Source organism: Bradyrhizobium sp. 76 (assembly GCF_023073025.1).
GTDB lineage: Bacteria > Pseudomonadota > Alphaproteobacteria > Rhizobiales > Xanthobacteraceae > Bradyrhizobium.
Genome location: NZ_JADPIS010000102.1, coordinates 264,334 through 280,472 on the forward strand (window position 1 = coordinate 264,334; position 16,139 = coordinate 280,472).

The following is a 16,139-nucleotide window of genomic DNA, read 5'->3' on the forward strand; positions in this document are numbered from 1 at the left end:
CGGTAGGCAAAGCCGTAGCCTCGGGTGATCGTTTAAGTTGTCGGTCTGACGTCCGAGATTGTTGATGGATGCCCAAAGCGTGCAAGCATCGCGCCCGCCCCTAACCGGCAACAAGGCCCTTGTCTCGATAGATGATGACGAGTTTGGGCTCAATGAAACCATTGCTCGATTGTCCAATACGCTCGCGACTATGGTTCGCGGCGACGGATACGCGCTCGGCATTGAAGGCTCATGGGGAAGCGGAAAATCCACATTCGTCAATTTTATAAGCGAGCGGCTGGAGAGAATCTCAGGGCAACGTGTGCTTCGCTTCGAGCCGTGGCTCATCGGCGACAAAAGCGCGCTTATTGCCGCGTTCTTTAGTTTGCTGGCGACCGAGATCGATAGGATCGAAGAATCATCCGAATTCGGGTCGTCTTTCACGTCCTGGCAACTGCGCCGCGCCCGAACAAAATTGTCTAAGTCTATTCGGAAGTACGGGAGATATATCGGAGCGTTAGCGGGACCTGTTGGCGGCGCCGCATCGCTAGATCCGAGCGGCACCACTGCACTGGCGGCAATAGGGCTCAAGGGGCTTGATAGGCTTATACCGTTCTTCGGAAATGCGGTCCCGCTCGAAAAACTGAAGGCCGAAATCGTTCAAGGGCTGAGAGAGCTGCGGCGAACGCATCCGGAAATCAGGTTTACCGTCGTCATTGACGACGTGGATCGTCTGCCTCCTGAAGAGGCTGTAGAGGTCTTACGCATGGTGCAAAAGGTGGCCGATTTTCCCTGCATCACGTACCTGATCTGCTACGACTCCAACGTGTTGTCGGAACAGGTCCGCCATACGTTGCAGGTTGAGGATGGCCGTCGCTATACCGAAAAGATACTTCAGGAAGTCATTCACATCCCGCCGCAAGAGCCTTTCGCTCTCCGAAGGGCCCTCAAGAGGAAACTCAAGCAAGCTTTTCCTAAGGAGTTTGAGAGGATTCAGGGAGACCGCGATGCAGAGTACCGGCAGCATCTGTTCTTTGATGTTTGGGGTGGTACTTTTCTAGCAACACCGCGGGACGTCGCCCGGCTATTCGATGCCGTTGCCTTAAGCTGGCCTCTGCTGCCACTCGAGTCGGACTTCTGCGATTTTCTGTGGCTGCAATTGCTGAAACTCAAATCGTACGAGCTGTATACCTGGACTCGCGAGTATCTTCAAAATGTCGGTGCATATCGCGACGGGGGCCGCGCCGGAGACACCCAGCCTGGCGAAATGGCTCAATCTCTATCAATGCTGATGGAGAAGCATGGCTGGGCAAGCCGCGCATATATCTCTGGTATCAATAGCTTTCTCCCCGGCGTGGGTTCGTTCGCATTTGATGATGAGAGTAAGCGAAAGGTCTTTGACTTTACGCGTGACGAGCTGGGAAATTTCGAAGCCAAACACAGATTGGGAAGTCCGAGCCACTGGCGGCAATATTTTGCCTTTGAAGCACCATCATACGCGCTGAAGGATGGCGATCTTGTCTCATTTCGCAAAGCATGCGCGACCAGCGGAGGAAGAGCCAAGGCGTTCCTGTTAGAGTTGCTAAAGCGAGAGCATGAACGAAGAGGGCACTTCGTTGACCTACTGCTGGATCGACTTTTGGATCAACCCGCGGGCTCACTTTCGACGTCCGAAGCAGATGGCATGGCTTGGGCATTTGCGCTGACAATGGACGAGTTGGCGGTCGAGACCGTGGGCATCCAGGAATTTGGGAGGAGTGAACTCTGGCGCAAAGCAGTTCATTTGGTGGAGAAGAATAAGCCGTCGAATTTCTCCGACATCGTAACCAGAGGGAAAGCCATCAATTGGCTGTCCCATTTGGTCCGCGATCTGGGCTTTGCCCACGGCCTACCGAAGGGCAACAGATCCTACCCTGAAAACCAATGGCTCAGCCGTGAGGCGCTTGATGAATCTGTAATATTCATCACCCGACGATACGAAACGTTCGGTGTGAAGAGGATAATCACCCTGCCGAGCCCCTTGGACGCACTCTATTGCTGGGTTCAGCTCGGCAACGCGTCCATTGCGAGGCAGTATATCGCTGCAGCAACTCGTGACGATGGGGGCTTTTTAAGTGCTCTCCAGGCAATGCGCGGTTGGCAAAGCAGCTCAGACACGGGCGTAACCCATCCGCTGCGCGACGATGTCGTCGGACTTTTCCTCGATAAGGGAGAGGCATTCTCGCGTTTGGAAGTGTTGGCAAACGCAGGTCGTCCGCGCGCGACTCGTAGAAAGGCCTCAGCGCTCTTGAAAGCTTGGCAAAGAAACGACAGTGCCAGGCAACCCGTGGCCGAAATAACTATCGACGATGCAAGCGATGAGCAAGTTATGTGAGAGTACGGGCAGTCCCCCCCCTCAAGTATTACTGCTTCTCAAGGACGCGATCGAGTGAGTTGCCATCGGGCTCGGTGGAGCAACGGGGCGAGGCGCGGAGCCCTCGGCATAGCGCGCACCGGACAAGGGTTCGCAGAGACGTCTGGCAAAATGAAGACTCTCGCTACGGAAAAGACCCGACGCGAAACGCAAGCTCGCTACTCCTTTCGATGCCGACGTCGTTAGTTCGTGGTGCCGCCCGACGGTACGGCTTGGCCGACGGCCTACCCCTGCTTCCCCGCAATGATCTCCTGCAGCGTCGCGACATGCCGCGCAAACGCGCCGCGGCCGGCGGCCGTCGCCGTCACCGTGGTCTGCGGCTTCTTGCCGACGAAGGCTTTTTCCACCGAGACGTAGCCGGCCTTGGCCAGCGTCTCGATATGCGCGCCGAGATTGCCGTCGGTCGCGCCGGTGAGCTTTTTCAGTCGGGAGAATTCCAGACCTGCCGTCGCAGGCAGCGCGTTCAAAGCCGCCATGATCTTCAGCCGCAGTGGCTGATGGATGATGTCGTCGAGATCGGCCATCAGATCCGCCGCATCCAGAAGCCGCCGAGGATCAGGCCGGCGCCATTGACGAAGGCCATCCAGAGCGGAAAAGCCTCGCCGATGTAGAAATAGCCGATCAGCGTCAGCGCGGAGATGCCTAGACCGATCGCAATGAAGGCATAGCCGAACCAGAGACCCGCCAGCGAATAGAACAGCATGAAGTAGAGCGGCCAGAACGTGCCCAGCTGGCGCGGACCGAAATGACCGAGCACGTTGGTGCAGAGATAGCCGAAGGCGAAGAACAGCAGGAACAGCAGAAGCAGTCTGATGTCGAAGCCGCGACCATGGGAGTGGCGCGGCGGATTGACCAGGCGGAGCACAACCATACCGACAACGCCGACAACATCCACGGCAACCCAGGCGTAGACGGCATAGACCGGCCAGAGCCAGGTCGCGAGATTGCCCGCGAACACCAGGACGCCCCACCAGACGGCAGCATGGCTCGCCAGCTCGTAGAGCTGCGATTGCTTCACGCGCTGGACGATGTCGTCGATATCGGCCAGCGCTGCGGACGCCTCCTTGCTGTCGATCATGACTGCCCTGCCCCGCGCGTTGCCACATCCTCGGCGATGATCGAGATCGCCTTCGGGTTGGTGACGATGCCCATGTGGTTGATGCCGTCGATGATCTTGACGTCGACCGACGGTTTGATGGCCTGCACGGTCTCCGCGTATTTATCCGAGATCATCATCTCGTCCTCGGCGCCGCCGAAGATCGTGATCGGATGCGTTACCGCCGGAAGATCGACGCGATAGCCGCGCGTGCCGAAATTGCGCGTCAGGCGGTCGGAATAGGTGGAGACGAGATACTTTGCCGAACTCGCCGGCACGGCGAGAGCGAGCACCGGAAGCTGCGCGCAGCAGTCGATGCCGAGCTTGCGCAGGGTGGCGAGCCCAAGAAAGCGCGGCAGGTCGAAATTGGCCCAGCCGCCGGCACGCGGCTTGTTGGTCGGCGCGTCATAGCCGAGGTAGGGCGCCAGCAGCACCGTGCGGACGAACATGTCCTGCATGATCGGTGTCGCGGCGACGCGCAGCGAGAAGCCGGCGCCGGCGGAATGGCCGATCAAAGTGATCGGCAGCTCCGGCGCGCTCTTGCGCAGCTCGGCGACGAAGTCGACGAGGTCGTCCTCGAGCTGGCCGACATGGCCGATGTCGCCGCGCGTGCCGGAGCCGCCATGGCCGCGGATGTCGAGCGCCCAGGTCTCCACCCCGCGCGAGGCGATCGCATAAGTCAGGGCATGATTGACCGTGCCGCTGGAGCCGGAGGAGCCGTGGATGAAGATCGCGCCACGGCCCGTCGCGGCTCCAATGGGGGCGTAGTGGCGGAAACCGATCCAGGTGCCGTCGCGGGCCTGAAAGCGCTCCAAGGCCGGCAGCGTGGACCAGTCGATGCCCTTGGCGGAGTCGGAGACCGATCGCATCTCCGGCGGTCGCTCCAGCGGCGTTGCAATCATCGCGGCCAGGATCAGCGCGACACCGCCGACCGCACACAAGGCCCATTTCAGTCCGCTCAAAACGCCGCGTAGCAGTCGGATTGCCATGATCTACTCCCCTCAAATCGATTAAGTATAGAGAACTCTATAATACAGAGTACTCTTTTGATCAATCCCCGGATTGGCGCCGCGCTGCGAAAATCCTTAACGTCGGGTCTGACCCCAAAATGCCGAATCGTTTGCCGATGCCGACTGCAGAGCCTCTGCTCAACACCCCCGAATTCACCGTTTCCGAGCTCTCGCAGTCCCTGAAGCGGACGGTCGAGGACACCTATGGCCATGTCCGGGTCCGCGGCGAGATCTCCGGCTTCCGCGGCGCCCATTCCTCCGGCCATTGCTATTTCGCGCTCAAGGACGAGAGCGCCAAGATCGAGGCGGTGATCTGGAAGGGCGTGCACGGCCGCATGCGCTTCAAGCCCCAGGAGGGGCTCGAGGTCATCGCCACCGGCAAGCTCACGACCTATCCGGGCTCCTCGAAATACCAGATCGTGATCGAGGCGCTGGAGCCGGCCGGCATCGGCGCCCTGATGGCGCTGATGGAGGAGCGCAAGCGGAAGCTCGCCGCCGAAGGCCTGTTCGACGAGGCGCGCAAGCAGCTGCTGCCGTGGCTGCCGGAGGTGATCGGCGTGGTGACCTCGCCGACCGGCGCCGTGATCCGCGACATCCTGCATCGGCTGGAGGACCGCTTTCCCCGCCACGTGCTGGTGTGGCCGGTCAAGGTGCAGGGCGAAGGCTCGGCCGAGCAGGTCGCGGCCGCGATCCGCGGCTTCAATGCGCTGCCGGAGGGCGGCAAGATTCCGCGGCCCGACGTGCTGATCGTCGCGCGCGGCGGCGGCTCGCTGGAGGATCTGTGGTCGTTCAACGAGGAGATCGTGGTGCGGGCAGCCGCCGAGAGCATGATTCCGCTGATCTCCGCCGTCGGGCACGAGACCGACATCACGCTGATCGATTTCGTCGCCGACAAGCGCGCGCCGACGCCGACGGCGGCGGCCGAGATGGCCGTGCCGGTGCGCAGCGATCTGTTTGTCGAGGTCGGCGATCTCGGGCGACGCACCCGGTCCTGCTGGCAACGCGGCCAGGAGAGCCGCCGCAGCGAGTTGCGTGCGGCCGCGCGCGCGCTGCCGGCCGCCGGCGATTTGCTGGCGATCCCGCGGCAGCGGCTGGATTCGGCGGGTGCGTCCCTGCCCCGCTGCCTCAAGGCCAACACCCACGCGCATTTCCGAAGGTTCACCGCCGCGAGCGCCAAGCTGACGCTGCGGGTGCTGCATGGCCAGATCTCGCAGGCCGATCATCGCCTCACGGTGTGCGGCGAGCGGCTCGGGCTGTCCACGCGCTCGCTGCTGCGGCGGCGACGCGACCGCTTTGCCGGGCTGGAGGTGCGCTTGCGCGCCTCAAAGCTCTCCAATGCGCAGGCGCAGCGCAACGCGATTGCGCGCCAGCGCGAGCGCACGCATCGTCTGGCCGAGCGCGCGGGCCGCGCGCTGGTGACGCTGTTGCAGCGGCTCGATGCCCGCGTCGAGAACAGCGGCAAGCTGCTCTCCGCCTTGTCCTATCGCGGCGTGCTCGCGCGCGGCTTTGCGCTGGTGCGCGACGAGGCCGGCCATCCCCTGCATTCAGCGGACGCGATCGGGCCTGGTGCAAGGGTCGAGATCGAGTTTGCGGATGGCCGTGTGGGTGCGATCGCGGATGCGGATCGGCCGGCGGCTGCAGCGAAGCGCGCGCCATCGCAAGCCAGGGCGGCGACGCAGGATTCCAAGCCCGCGCCGAAGCGCGTGGGCAAGCCGGTGGATCAGGGGAATTTGTTCTGAGGCGGAGGGCGTCGCGCCACCCTCGCCGTCATTCCCCGCCTTGTGCGCAATTGCGCAATGGAGCGGGGAATCCAGTACGCCGCGGCTTCTCCATGAATCACAGCCGCCTCGGTGTACTGGATCGCCCGGTCAAGCCGGGCGATGACAGTGAGTGTGTGGCATGCGCGTGCAGCGCCAACCTCGTCATTGCGAGCGCAGCGAAGCAATCCAGAATCTTTCCGCGGTGGGACTCTGGATTGCTTCGCTGCGCTCGCAATGACGGTGTGGCAGCAGTCCGCCTACCGGCAGGACAAGCCCGCGTCGATCGTGGTCCAGAAGCCGCAATGTTCCGGCGCACGCATTGGCGCGCCGGCATGGGCTTCGAACAGATGGGCTTCGAACAGGAAGACCGCGACGGTGAAGACGATCAGGGCGGAGGAGAACAGGACGAAGCGGTTGCGCATGGGATTGCGTTTAATCGATATCGTGGTCGAATGATGGCGTCGTCACGGGTTGAAACCACCACGGCGCGCGATCCGTAGATTCACTGTCGGCCATTCTCCGTGCAGGGCGGTGGTCGATGCGGGGCTGTCCGCTGTTGTTCCCTCGGGCGGCCCCGCCTTCGCTCTCACGAGCTACGGCGCGGCGAGCCCTCATCCCAAGCCTACCGCGCCAGCCACTCCGCGACTTCCTTCTGCGACTCCGCGCGCGCTGCCGCATCGGTGCCGAGATGGCCGTGCTCGGGCGCGGCGGCATCAAGGCTGCCGGCAGCCGCATGCAGCGGCGTGTTGGCGCGGTCGAAATCGTGATAGGCGCCGGGATAGACCACGATGCGCGCGAGCGCGCTGCGGCCATGCGCACCATCGACCATCTGGCGGCAGGCCGGCGGCGACGAGACGTCGTCATTGCCGCCGATCAGCACCAGCGTCGGCACCCGTGTGCTCCACCCTAGCCCTGCGGAAATCCTGCAGTCCGGATAGAACGCGATCGCGGCGCGGAAATCGGGACCCACCTCGCGCGCAAGGCTCTGCGGACGCACGGCCCAGAGCAGCGCGCTGGCGCCATTGGCCCATCCCATCAGGCTGACGCGGTCGCGCGCAACCCAACTCTGCCGCATCAACCAGGCGCGCGACGCCGCGATGTCGGTGACGCGTTCGCGCCGCGCCTTGACGTGGATCTCCTTGACGCGGCATTGCGGCCCGAGCTCGCGCGAGCCGTAGCTGTCAGGAAGCAGGACGGCGTTACCGGACTTGAGCAGCCGCTCGGCCCATTCGCGATAGCGCGGCAGGACGGAATCGGAATGGCCACCGAGCCCGCCGCAGCCGTGCAGCGCGATCACGGTCGGAAACGGCCCGGTGCCTTCAGGCTTGTAGAGCTGCGCATGCAGCACGCCGGACGCCAGCGGAATCTCGACCGGCTGCGGCGCCGGCGACGCTTGCGCGGCCGACATCAGCAACGTCAGGAACAGGGCGGTGAACGGAAGGCGCATCGAACTTTGCCGTTGGATCCTTCGCTCCAGCACTATCACGCGGAAACGGCGCCAAAACATCACAAACCGGTGGGTTTACCGGGCGGACAAGCCACCCTATCTATGCTACATCCCGTCCAACACATCGTGCCCTCCCATGTGATCCCGGAGCGGCCTTCCACGGAGACTTTCGACCGTGCTGAACAAGTTCGGCCCCTCGGGCCATGGCGAAGCCCAGGTGCAGTATCTCGACGGCGATTTCCGCGTGATCTCGCCGGGGACTTTCGTGCGCTGCGCGATCACCGATACGCGGATCCCGCTCGACGAGTTGAAATACTGGAGCGTGGATTTGCAGGAAGCCTACGCCACGCCCGCCGCCGTGCTCGAGCGGCATTACCCGGGCGCGCCCAAGCCGCAGGCGTGAGGCGGCAAGCAGCAACTTCATCGCATTCTCCTGATCGTCTGAAAACGATAGGAGCTTGCGATGAATGGCGCCTGAATGTCCTCGTCGCCCTGACAGGACGACAGTGGGTTTCAGCGCCTTGAAAAGCGCCGCTCGCGCGCCGTGTAGAGATGATCGCTGATCAATTGCCGGAGCGCAGCCGGGTCGTCGAACTCGAGCTGGACGGCAAACGGCACGATACCATCGGGCACGCCTTCGCGGCCGTGCAGACGGGCGAGATCCTTTTCCGTCGTCACCAATGTTTGCTGCTCGCGCTGCGCCTCCGCGGCGAGGGTTGCGATCTCGTCGTTCGAAAACATGTGATGATCGGCGAAGGCCCGCGTAGCCGCGACCTCGATACCGCTGGCGCGCAACGTGCGAAAAAACCGTTCGGGATCGCCGATGCCGGCGAACGCGAACACCGGCTTGCCCAACAGTCTTGCGATCGACCCGGCGTCGGGTTTCAGCCGCGCGCGCAGCACCGGCTTGTTGCGCCTGGCAAGCTCGGCCGCGACATCGTCGGCGGCACGGCCACCGCCGATCAGGACCAGCGCGTCGGTGCGCGCGAGCTGCGCCTTCAGCGGCGCACGCAGCGGACCGGCCGGAAACACCTTGCCATTGCCGAGGCCGCGTTCGCTGTCGATCACGATCAGCGAGGTGTCCTTTAGAAGACGCGGGTTCTGGAAACCGTCGTCCATCAGGATCACGGTGGCACCTTGGGACTTCGCCAGCACGACGCCGTCGAGGCGGTCGCGCGCAACTGCAACAGGGATGTCGCGCGCCATCATCAGCGGCTCGTCGCCGATGTCGGACGCGGTGTGACGCATGCGGTCGACCATCACCGGGCCCTTGAGGCTGCCGCCATAGCCACGGCTGAGCACCACCGGCGTCTCGCCGAGCTCGCGCAGGAGCTTCGTCAGCGCCAGCACGGTCGGCGTCTTGCCGGCGCCGCCGACATGGTAGTTGCCGACGCAGATCACGGGGATGCCGGCATCGACGCCCTCGCGCAGCATCCGCCGTTCCGTGATCGCGCCATAGAGCGCACCCAGCGGCCCCAATGCGTAGGATTCGAGGGAACGTGGCCGGTACCAGAAGGCCGGCTCACGCATTGGCGGCCCCCATCTCGATCCGCAACTGCAGAAGATAAGGCTCGAGCGCGGTCATGGTGCGATTGAGTGCGCCGCCGAGATCCTCGACCACGCCGGCGCCCGATCGCTGTATCTTCTGGCGCAGGGCGGGATCGGCAAGCAGCTGGCCGAGTTGCTTGATCAGCAGCTCCTGGGTGTCGGCCTGGCGCGCGCCGCCGCTGTGATCGAGCGCCTCGTAGACGTCGGCGAAATTGAAGACGTGCGGACCATGGACGATGGCCGCGCCGAGCTTGATCGCCTCGATCGGATTCTGGCCGCCATGGTGGATCAGCGATCCCCCCATGAACACGATGTCCGAGAGGCGATAGAACAGTCCGAGCTCGCCCATGGTGTCGGCGACATAAACGTCGGTGGCCGCCGTCGGCAGCTCGTCGCGCGAGCGCAGGGCCGGCTTCAGGCCGGACGCCGTGATCAGGCCCGTGATCGAGGAGCCGCGATCCGGATGGCGCGGCACGATCACGGTCAAGAGCTGCGGGAAGAAACCGCTGAGGCTGCGATGCGCCGCCACCAGCATCTCCTCCTCGCCCGGATGGGTCGAGGCCGCCACGATGATCGGACGCCCGCGCGTCATCGCCAGCAGCCGTTCGAGCTTGGCGAGATCGGCCGGCGGAGCCGGCACGTCGAGCTTGAGATTGCCCGTGGTGACGACGTCGCGGCCGCCGAGCGCCGAGAAGCGCTCGGCATCGGTCTTCGACTGCGCCAGACAAATGTCGAACCGCGACAACAGCGCCGAGATGGTGCCTTGCATGCGGCGCCAGCGCGGGAACGAGCGCGGCGACATCCGCCCGTTGATCAGCACCATCGGCACGCGGCGCGCGGCGCCGGCCAGGATCAGGTTCGGCCACAGATCGGATTCGATGAACAGCGCCAGCGACGGCTTCCAATGATCGAGGAAGCGCGCGACATAACGCGGGGAATCATACGGCACGTATTGATGGATGACGTCGGGTGGAAAGCGCTTTGCGACAATGGCGGCCGACGTGACCGTGCCCGAGGTGAGCAGAATGCGCAGGTTCAGATCGCGCAAGCGCTCGATCAATGCCGCCGCGGCGAGGACCTCGCCGACGCTGGCGCCGTGAATCCAGACCAGCGGACCGTGCGGCCGCACGTCCCGGGACAGGCCGCGCCGTTCGCCGACGCGCGCGGGATCTTCCTTGCCCTGCTTCAGGCGCCGCTTGATCAGCACAGGCGCGAGCGGCACCAGGCCGCGCGCCAGGCGCCGGTACATCCGCAGCGTCAACGGCAGCGAGCCGGGCAGCGATTTAGGCATCTGCAGGTCCCGGCCGGCCGAGTTGCGCATAGGCGCGGCGAGTCGCCTCGTTCAAGGTCTCCTCCAGCTCGAGCCGCAGCGCTTCCATGGTGGCGGCGTTCGCATCCGGCGGAACGTGGATTTCCTTGATGCCGACCAACGCGCCCCGCCCGAACGGCAGGTTGATGGTGGTGCGGTCCCAGTTCTGGAGCCGGACGAAGCGGCTGGTCGCCATCGCAAAAGGCATGATCGGCCGCCCCGATTCCCGTGCCAGCATGATGATGCCGAGCCCGGCCACGCGCGAGCGCTTGGGGACGTCGGCGGTCAGCGCGACATTACAACCGTCCTGGAGCGTCCGCACCATTTCCTTGAAGGCACCGACCCCGCCTTTGCGGTGAAACGCGCCGCCATGGTCGCCGGACCCGCGGATGGTGCCGATGCCGAGCCGCTCGGCGGCAATCGCGTTGAACTCGCCGTCGCGGTGACGGGAGATCAGGACCCTGGCCTTGTACCAGTCCTTGTTCTTGATGAAGGGGGTGAGGAAATGCTGGCCGTGCCAAAACGCGAAGATCGCCGGGATCTGCGGTTCGACGCGGTCATAGACGTCAGGCGGATCGAACGTGAATGTGTTCGTCCGCCAGACCAGACGCAGATATTCGGCCGCCAGGATTCCGACGGCACGCTGGACGAAGCTGCTCCTCAGCGTATTGCGAAGCAGCTTTTTCAACGCGCCGGTTCTTGATTCGGGTCGAGCAGCCGGTGGAGATGGACGATGAAATAGCGCATCTGCGCGTTGTCGACCGTGCTCTGCGCCTTGGCGCGCCAGGCGGCGTGGGCGGTCGCATAGTTCGGATAGAGGCCGACGATCTCGACGTCGTCGAGGTTCTTGAAGGTGTTGTGCTCGAGATCGACGAGCTCGCCGCCGACGACGAGGTGGAGCAGTTGTTGCGGGGCACTATCTGGCATCGGTTCTGTTCCTAACGGGCTGCCCGGCAAAGCAGTGTTCGACAAGCACGAGAAAGCGCTTCACGGCAAGGGGCGGTTTCGAAAATGCGAGACAATGTTCGCATGACGATCGCGACCCGCTGCCACCAGCACCCCATGCGTGACTTGCCGGCGGTTATAGAGGATGGGATCTCCGGAGAGATCGCTCATCCTACCATCGGCTTCCTGCACGATCAAATCCGCCGCCGCAAGGTCCCAATCATGACTGTTGCCGCCCGCAAAAGCCGCATCCAGCGCGCCATGGGAGACCCGGCACAGACGCAGCGCGAGCGAACCGATTCGCGGATGCAGCTTGATCTCGCCCAGTGACGGCTTCAGGCGCTCAACAAGGGGCTTCGGACCCGCGACCCGCGAGAAGTCGAGCTCGGATCCCGCCGTCGCCCGCACCGGCACCTCATTGAGGGTCGTGCCCCGGCCGCGGGCGGCGAAGAAGAACTCATCGCTCGTCGGTGCGAACACCGCGGCCAGCACCGGCGAGGCGTCCTCGACCAGCGCGACGCTGACGCACCATTCGTCATGGCCGTTGAGGTAATTGCGGGTGCCGTCGATGGGATCGACGATCCAGGTCAGTCGCCGCGACAGCCGCACCTCGTCGTCGGCGCTCTCCTCCGACAGCCAGCCATAGTCGGGCGTCGCCGCGCGCAGGCGAGCTTCCAGGAGATCGTTGACGGCAATGTCGGCTTCCGAGACCGGCGAGGACGCGCCCTTGGTCCACTTCTTCAGCTCGGTGCGGAACATCGACTGCGCGAGTGCGCCCGCCTCCCGCACCGTCTCTTGCAGCAGCGCCGCGTCGCGCGTCAGGATGGCTTCGCCTGTTGCGTTCGCGTCAACGTCCGCCAAGCGTCAAACCCTCGATGCGCACCGTCGGCGCATTGACGCCGTAGCGGAACTCGAGATTGTTCGCCGGCTGCATCGACTTGAATATCTCGAACAGATGGCCGGCGATCGTCACCTCGCTCACGGGATAAGTGAGCTCGCCGTTCTCGATCCAGAAGCCGGAGGCGCCGCGGCTGTAATCGCCGGTCACGCCGTTGACGCCCGAGCCGATCAAATCGGTGACGTAGAAACCCTGCTTGATGTCGGAGATCAGCTCGGCCGGGGTGGGCGTGCCGGGTTCAAGGTGCAGATTATACGGCCCCGGCGACGGCGAGGAGGAGACGCCGCGATGGGCGTGGCCGGTGGTGGTGAGACCGAGCTCACGCGCGGTGGCGCAATCGAGCAGCCACGTCGTCAGCACGCCTTCGTCGATCAGCGCGATCTTCTTCACGGCAACGCCTTCGGCGTCGAACGTCTGCGAGCGCAGGCCGCGTTTGCGCAGGGGATCGTCGATGATGCGGATGTTCTTGGCGAACAGCTGCTGGCCGAGCTTGTCCTTCAGGAAGCTGGTCTTGCGCGCGATCGAAGCGCCATTGATGGCGCCGACGACATGACCGACCAGCGAGCCCGCGACGCGCGGATCGAACACCACAGGCACCTTGCAGGTCTCGACCTTGCGCGGATTGGCGCGCGCCACGGTGCGCTCGCCCGCGGAACGGCCGACGATCTCCGGCGACAAGAGGTCGGCACCATGCGGCGCCGAGGTGAAATCGTAGTCGCGCTCCATGCCTGTGCCGTCGCCGACAATGGCGGTGGCGGAGATGCCCTGGCTGGACCGTAGATAAGAACCGTGGAAGCCGGTGCTGGTGACGAGCACCATGCCGCCCATGCCGGCGGAGGCCGAGGCGCCGCCGGATTTGGTCACGCCCTTCACACCGAGCGCCGCAGCCTCGGCTTCGAGCGCGCGGCGCTCGAGTTCCGAGGTCGCGGGCACGTCGGGGTCGAGCAGATCGAGATCGGGGAAGTCGCGCGCGAGCAGTGCGGGATCGGCAAGGCCGACATATTTGTCGTCGGGTGCAACACGCGCCATCGCAACCGCTCGCTCGGCAAGCTTGGTCACGGCATCGCCGCTGGCGTCGTTGGTCGAGACCACCGCCTGGCGCCGGCCGACCAGCACGCGCAAGCCGACATCGTCACCCTCGGAACGTTCAGATTCCTCGACCCGGCCGTCGCGGACCTCGACGCCTTGCGAGACGCCGCGCACGGCGACCGCATCGGCCGCATCCGCGCCGGCGCGCCGGGCAGCCTCCACCAGCCGCTGCGCGAGATCGGAGAGCGCAGACTGATCGAACAGGTCGCGACCGGCTGTGGACGAATCCTTGGGCGAAAGCGTCGAGCTTGGTGAAGGGTTCACAAACGAAATCCTGTTGGGGCGGGCTGCGGGACCGGAACCCACAGATGTGCCCTGATCGCGCGGACTTCAAGCATTTTCAGCCCACCAAAAGCTCAGATTCGCAGCTTGCGCGCAACGTCTCGTCAATCATGCGTGCCAAGGTCTTGTCAATCATGAGCGGCGGTGAGGTTGGATTAACCAGCCTTTTTAAGCGGTTTCGGAAAGGCTCGCGCTAAGGTCCTCACATCGACCGGGAACATAATCCCGGCGGGGAGAACTAAAGCCGTGAGGCGTCAAACAGCAACAAGCGGGATCGCTCCCGCCGGGTCGAGCCGCTCCCTGCGGCTCGACCCCCTTTCCCTTCCGGTCCGCTTCGATGCGCATGATCCGCGCGCCGACGGTTATGTCCGGCAGATCGAGCTTCATCGCGAACGTGTCGTGCTGCGCCGTGCCGTCCGCGGCATGCAGATGGCGATCAACGTCCGCGTCAGCGACTTCATCGGCGTCGCGCTGCGCGGTAACGACGAGGCCCAGACCCTCGTCCTGGTGCATCGCGATCCCTCGCTCTCCATTCCGCTGCTGGTCAGCGCCGATGGCGACGAACTCGTTGAGGCCTGGGCGATCTGGAGCGAGCTGTTCGCGCTTCCGCAGCTGGACGAAGGCGCACGCAGGCCCGCGCCGCGCCGCCGCCGCGCCAACGCGATCCGCGACCGCCGTCCGAAATTTCTGATGCGCCGCCGCACCGGTGTCGCACGGGAATTGTCGGTGCATCGCGATGAGCGCGAGATCATCGCGCGGAGTTAAGCCGCCCGCATCACCGCGTCGGCCAATAAGCCCGCAAACAACAACAGCCCCGCGTCGCGGTTCGAATAGAACAGGCGCTTGCAGAGTTCGCCGTCGCTGATATTCAGCCGCGCGATCTGCGAGGCCAGATGCACGGCGAAGGCCACAAGTCCGAGCCAAGCCGGCCAGCGCGCATCGCCCGACGCCAGCGCCACGCCGATCAGCAGCACCGCCAGGCCGTAGAACAGGATCAGCGCCTGGTGCGTATGCGCACCGAACAGGCGCGCGGTGGACTTGATGCCGATCAGCGCATCGTCCTCGGCGTCCTGATGCGCATAGATCGTGTCATAGCCGATCACCCAGGAAATCGCGCCGGCATAGAGCACGAGCGCGGTGACGTCGATGCGCCCGAAGGTGACGGCAAATCCCATCAAGGCGCCCCAGGAGAACGCGAGCCCGAGCACGATCTGCGGCCACCAGGTGATGCGCTTCATGAACGGGTAGATCGCGACGATCAGCAATGAGGCGATGCCGGTCAGGATCGCAAAGCGGTTGAACTGCAGCAACACCACGAGCCCGATCAGCGCCTGCGCGACCATGAAGGCCAGCGCCTGCTTCGCGCTCACCTGACCCGAGGGCAGCGGCCGCGAGCGGGTGCGCTCGACCTTGTCGTCGAGGTCACGGTCGGTGATGTCGTTCCAGGTGCAGCCTGCCCCCCGCATCACGAAGGCGCCGATGAAGAACAGGACGATGGTGAGCGGCAGGCCGCGGACGTCATGCGCCATGCCGGCGGCGAGCGCCGCCGACCACCAGCACGGCATCAACAGGAGCCAGGAGCCGATCGGACGATCGAAGCGGGACAAGCGCAAATAAGGCCGCGCCCATTGCGGTGCGCGCGTATCGACCCAGTTGCCGGTGGAATCGGCAACGCGGGCGGATGTGTCGCTCATCGGGTCAGGACGTTGCCGTTGAGTGTGTCGAAGGTGCTGCCGCCCTTCTTGCCCGCATTGGCCTCGGGCGCCGAGGCCGAACCCAGCACTTCGCTCAGCGACGGACCGGCCGGACCGCGGGGCTGGTTCTGCATCTGCTGCGCAACATTGCAGACCTTCGCCGCCATGGCCTCGGTGTTCTTGTGGCCGTCCTTCATCTGCGCGCCGACCTGCGCCGGAATCCCGCACTTCGAGGCATTGGCCTCGATGTACTTGATCATCTTGGTCTCAGCCTGACTGAAGTTGCGGATCAGCTTGCAGGCCTCGTCAGGCGGGGCATGACGGTCGCTCGCGGCCTTGATCAGCTTGCCGCGCTTTTCGGCATCCTCGCGCAAAGGCATGAAGGCCTTCATGCAGTCCTCGCCGGGACCGGCTTGCGTCGGCGGGGCCGCGCTGAAGGCGCCGGCGCCACCGACGGGCGCGGCGCCGTTCACGGGGAAGGACGATTGCGGCGCGCCGCCGACGGAGGCGACGGGCGCCGACCCGTTCACGGGCGGAAACGCGGAACTGGTTGGGGCCTGGCCCGGCAGCGGCGCGGGGAAACCCTGCGCATAGGCACAAACGGCGCCCATCGTGACCATGGCGGCAGTGATCGGAACCATCAAATGACGGATCATCAAGGCAGTCTCT

At 64.5% G+C, this 16,139-nt stretch carries 17 protein-coding genes; 4 read left to right on the forward strand and 13 right to left on the reverse strand.

Annotated features, from left to right (window positions below; genetic code table 11):
- Positions 1-64: 64 nt before the first annotated feature.
- Positions 65-2,353 (forward strand): P-loop NTPase fold protein, encoded by a 2,289-nt coding sequence (locus IVB48_RS25195; protein WP_247403948.1) that lies wholly within the window; start codon positions 65-67, stop codon positions 2,351-2,353.
- Positions 2,354-2,616: 263 nt separating this feature from the next.
- Here the strand turns inward: IVB48_RS25195 and IVB48_RS25200 are convergent, their stop codons facing one another.
- The 3 genes from IVB48_RS25200 to IVB48_RS25210 are packed head-to-tail and all read right to left on the reverse strand — an operon-like array spanning position 2,617 to position 4,477.
- A complete protein-coding gene (locus IVB48_RS25200; protein WP_247403950.1) occupies positions 2,617-2,916 on the reverse strand; it encodes a transcriptional regulator in 300 nt (99 codons plus the stop codon).
- Positions 2,916-3,470: a hypothetical protein gene (locus tag IVB48_RS25205; RefSeq protein ID WP_247403952.1), complete on the reverse strand. Its 555-nt coding sequence runs from the start codon at positions 3,468-3,470 to the stop codon at positions 2,916-2,918. The genes IVB48_RS25200 and IVB48_RS25205 overlap by 1 nt, the downstream gene beginning before the upstream one ends.
- On the reverse strand, positions 3,467-4,477 hold the full coding sequence (locus IVB48_RS25210; RefSeq protein ID WP_247403954.1) for an alpha/beta hydrolase: 1,011 nt from the start codon (positions 4,475-4,477) through the stop codon (positions 3,467-3,469). The genes IVB48_RS25205 and IVB48_RS25210 overlap by 4 nt, the downstream gene beginning before the upstream one ends.
- A 137-nt stretch (positions 4,478-4,614) precedes the next feature.
- Between IVB48_RS25210 and xseA the strand changes: the two genes are divergently transcribed.
- Entirely contained in the window at positions 4,615-6,237 is a 1,623-nt protein-coding gene (gene xseA / locus IVB48_RS25215; protein ID WP_247403956.1) for an exodeoxyribonuclease VII large subunit, read from the forward strand.
- Positions 6,238-6,515: 278 nt separating this feature from the next.
- Here xseA and IVB48_RS25220 read toward each other — a convergent pair whose 3' ends face one another.
- Together IVB48_RS25220 and IVB48_RS25225 are read right to left on the reverse strand one after the other, a co-directional pair.
- A complete protein-coding gene (locus IVB48_RS25220; RefSeq protein WP_106941443.1) occupies positions 6,516-6,680 on the reverse strand; it encodes a hypothetical protein in 165 nt (54 codons plus the stop codon).
- A gap of 200 nt (positions 6,681-6,880) precedes the next feature.
- The gene (locus IVB48_RS25225) at positions 6,881-7,705 is read right to left on the reverse strand and encodes a dienelactone hydrolase family protein (protein WP_247403959.1); all 825 of its coding nucleotides are present in this window, start codon (positions 7,703-7,705) and stop codon (positions 6,881-6,883) included.
- A 175-nt stretch (positions 7,706-7,880) separates the two neighbouring features.
- Here IVB48_RS25225 and IVB48_RS25230 point away from each other — a divergent pair, with 175 nt between their 5' ends.
- The gene (locus IVB48_RS25230; RefSeq protein ID WP_007596922.1) at positions 7,881-8,108 is read left to right on the forward strand and encodes a DUF2093 domain-containing protein; all 228 of its coding nucleotides are present in this window, start codon (positions 7,881-7,883) and stop codon (positions 8,106-8,108) included.
- A 110-nt stretch (positions 8,109-8,218) separates the two neighbouring features.
- On the opposite strand, the gene lpxK is transcribed toward IVB48_RS25230, so the two are convergent.
- The 6 genes from lpxK to IVB48_RS25260 are packed head-to-tail and all read right to left on the reverse strand — an operon-like array spanning position 8,219 to position 13,758.
- Entirely contained in the window at positions 8,219-9,235 is a 1,017-nt protein-coding gene (gene lpxK / locus IVB48_RS25235) for a tetraacyldisaccharide 4'-kinase (protein ID WP_247403963.1), read from the reverse strand.
- Positions 9,228-10,574 carry a 3-deoxy-D-manno-octulosonic acid transferase gene (locus tag IVB48_RS25240; RefSeq protein WP_247403965.1) on the reverse strand — a complete coding sequence of 449 codons (1,347 nt, stop codon included), beginning with the start codon at positions 10,572-10,574 and terminating at the stop codon, positions 9,228-9,230. Before IVB48_RS25240 ends, lpxK begins: the two co-directional genes overlap by 8 nt.
- Entirely contained in the window at positions 10,537-11,250 is a 714-nt protein-coding gene (locus IVB48_RS25245) for a lysophospholipid acyltransferase family protein (RefSeq protein ID WP_247357938.1), read from the reverse strand. The genes IVB48_RS25240 and IVB48_RS25245 overlap by 38 nt, the downstream gene beginning before the upstream one ends.
- Positions 11,247-11,489, reverse strand: coding sequence for a DUF4170 domain-containing protein (locus IVB48_RS25250; protein ID WP_007596929.1), 243 nt, complete (start codon positions 11,487-11,489; stop codon positions 11,247-11,249). The genes IVB48_RS25245 and IVB48_RS25250 overlap by 4 nt, the downstream gene beginning before the upstream one ends.
- A gap of 60 nt (positions 11,490-11,549) precedes the next feature.
- Complete coding sequence (locus IVB48_RS25255; protein WP_247403968.1) at positions 11,550-12,368, reverse strand: 3'(2'),5'-bisphosphate nucleotidase CysQ; 819 nt, start codon at positions 12,366-12,368, stop codon at positions 11,550-11,552.
- Positions 12,355-13,758, reverse strand: coding sequence for a TldD/PmbA family protein (locus IVB48_RS25260; RefSeq protein ID WP_027565429.1), 1,404 nt, complete (start codon positions 13,756-13,758; stop codon positions 12,355-12,357). Before IVB48_RS25260 ends, IVB48_RS25255 begins: the two co-directional genes overlap by 14 nt.
- Positions 13,759-14,022: 264 nt before the next feature.
- Between IVB48_RS25260 and IVB48_RS25265 the strand changes: the two genes are divergently transcribed.
- Entirely contained in the window at positions 14,023-14,541 is a 519-nt protein-coding gene (locus IVB48_RS25265; RefSeq protein WP_247357935.1) for a DUF6101 family protein, read from the forward strand.
- Here the strand turns inward: IVB48_RS25265 and ubiA are convergent.
- Positions 14,538-15,470 (reverse strand): 4-hydroxybenzoate octaprenyltransferase, encoded by a 933-nt coding sequence (gene ubiA / locus IVB48_RS25270; RefSeq protein ID WP_027565431.1) that lies wholly within the window; start codon positions 15,468-15,470, stop codon positions 14,538-14,540. The genes IVB48_RS25265 and ubiA overlap by 4 nt on opposite strands.
- Positions 15,467-16,126 carry a hypothetical protein gene (locus tag IVB48_RS25275; RefSeq protein ID WP_247284634.1) on the reverse strand — a complete coding sequence of 220 codons (660 nt, stop codon included), beginning with the start codon at positions 16,124-16,126 and terminating at the stop codon, positions 15,467-15,469. Before IVB48_RS25275 ends, ubiA begins: the two co-directional genes overlap by 4 nt.
- Positions 16,127-16,139 lie beyond the last annotated feature (13 nt).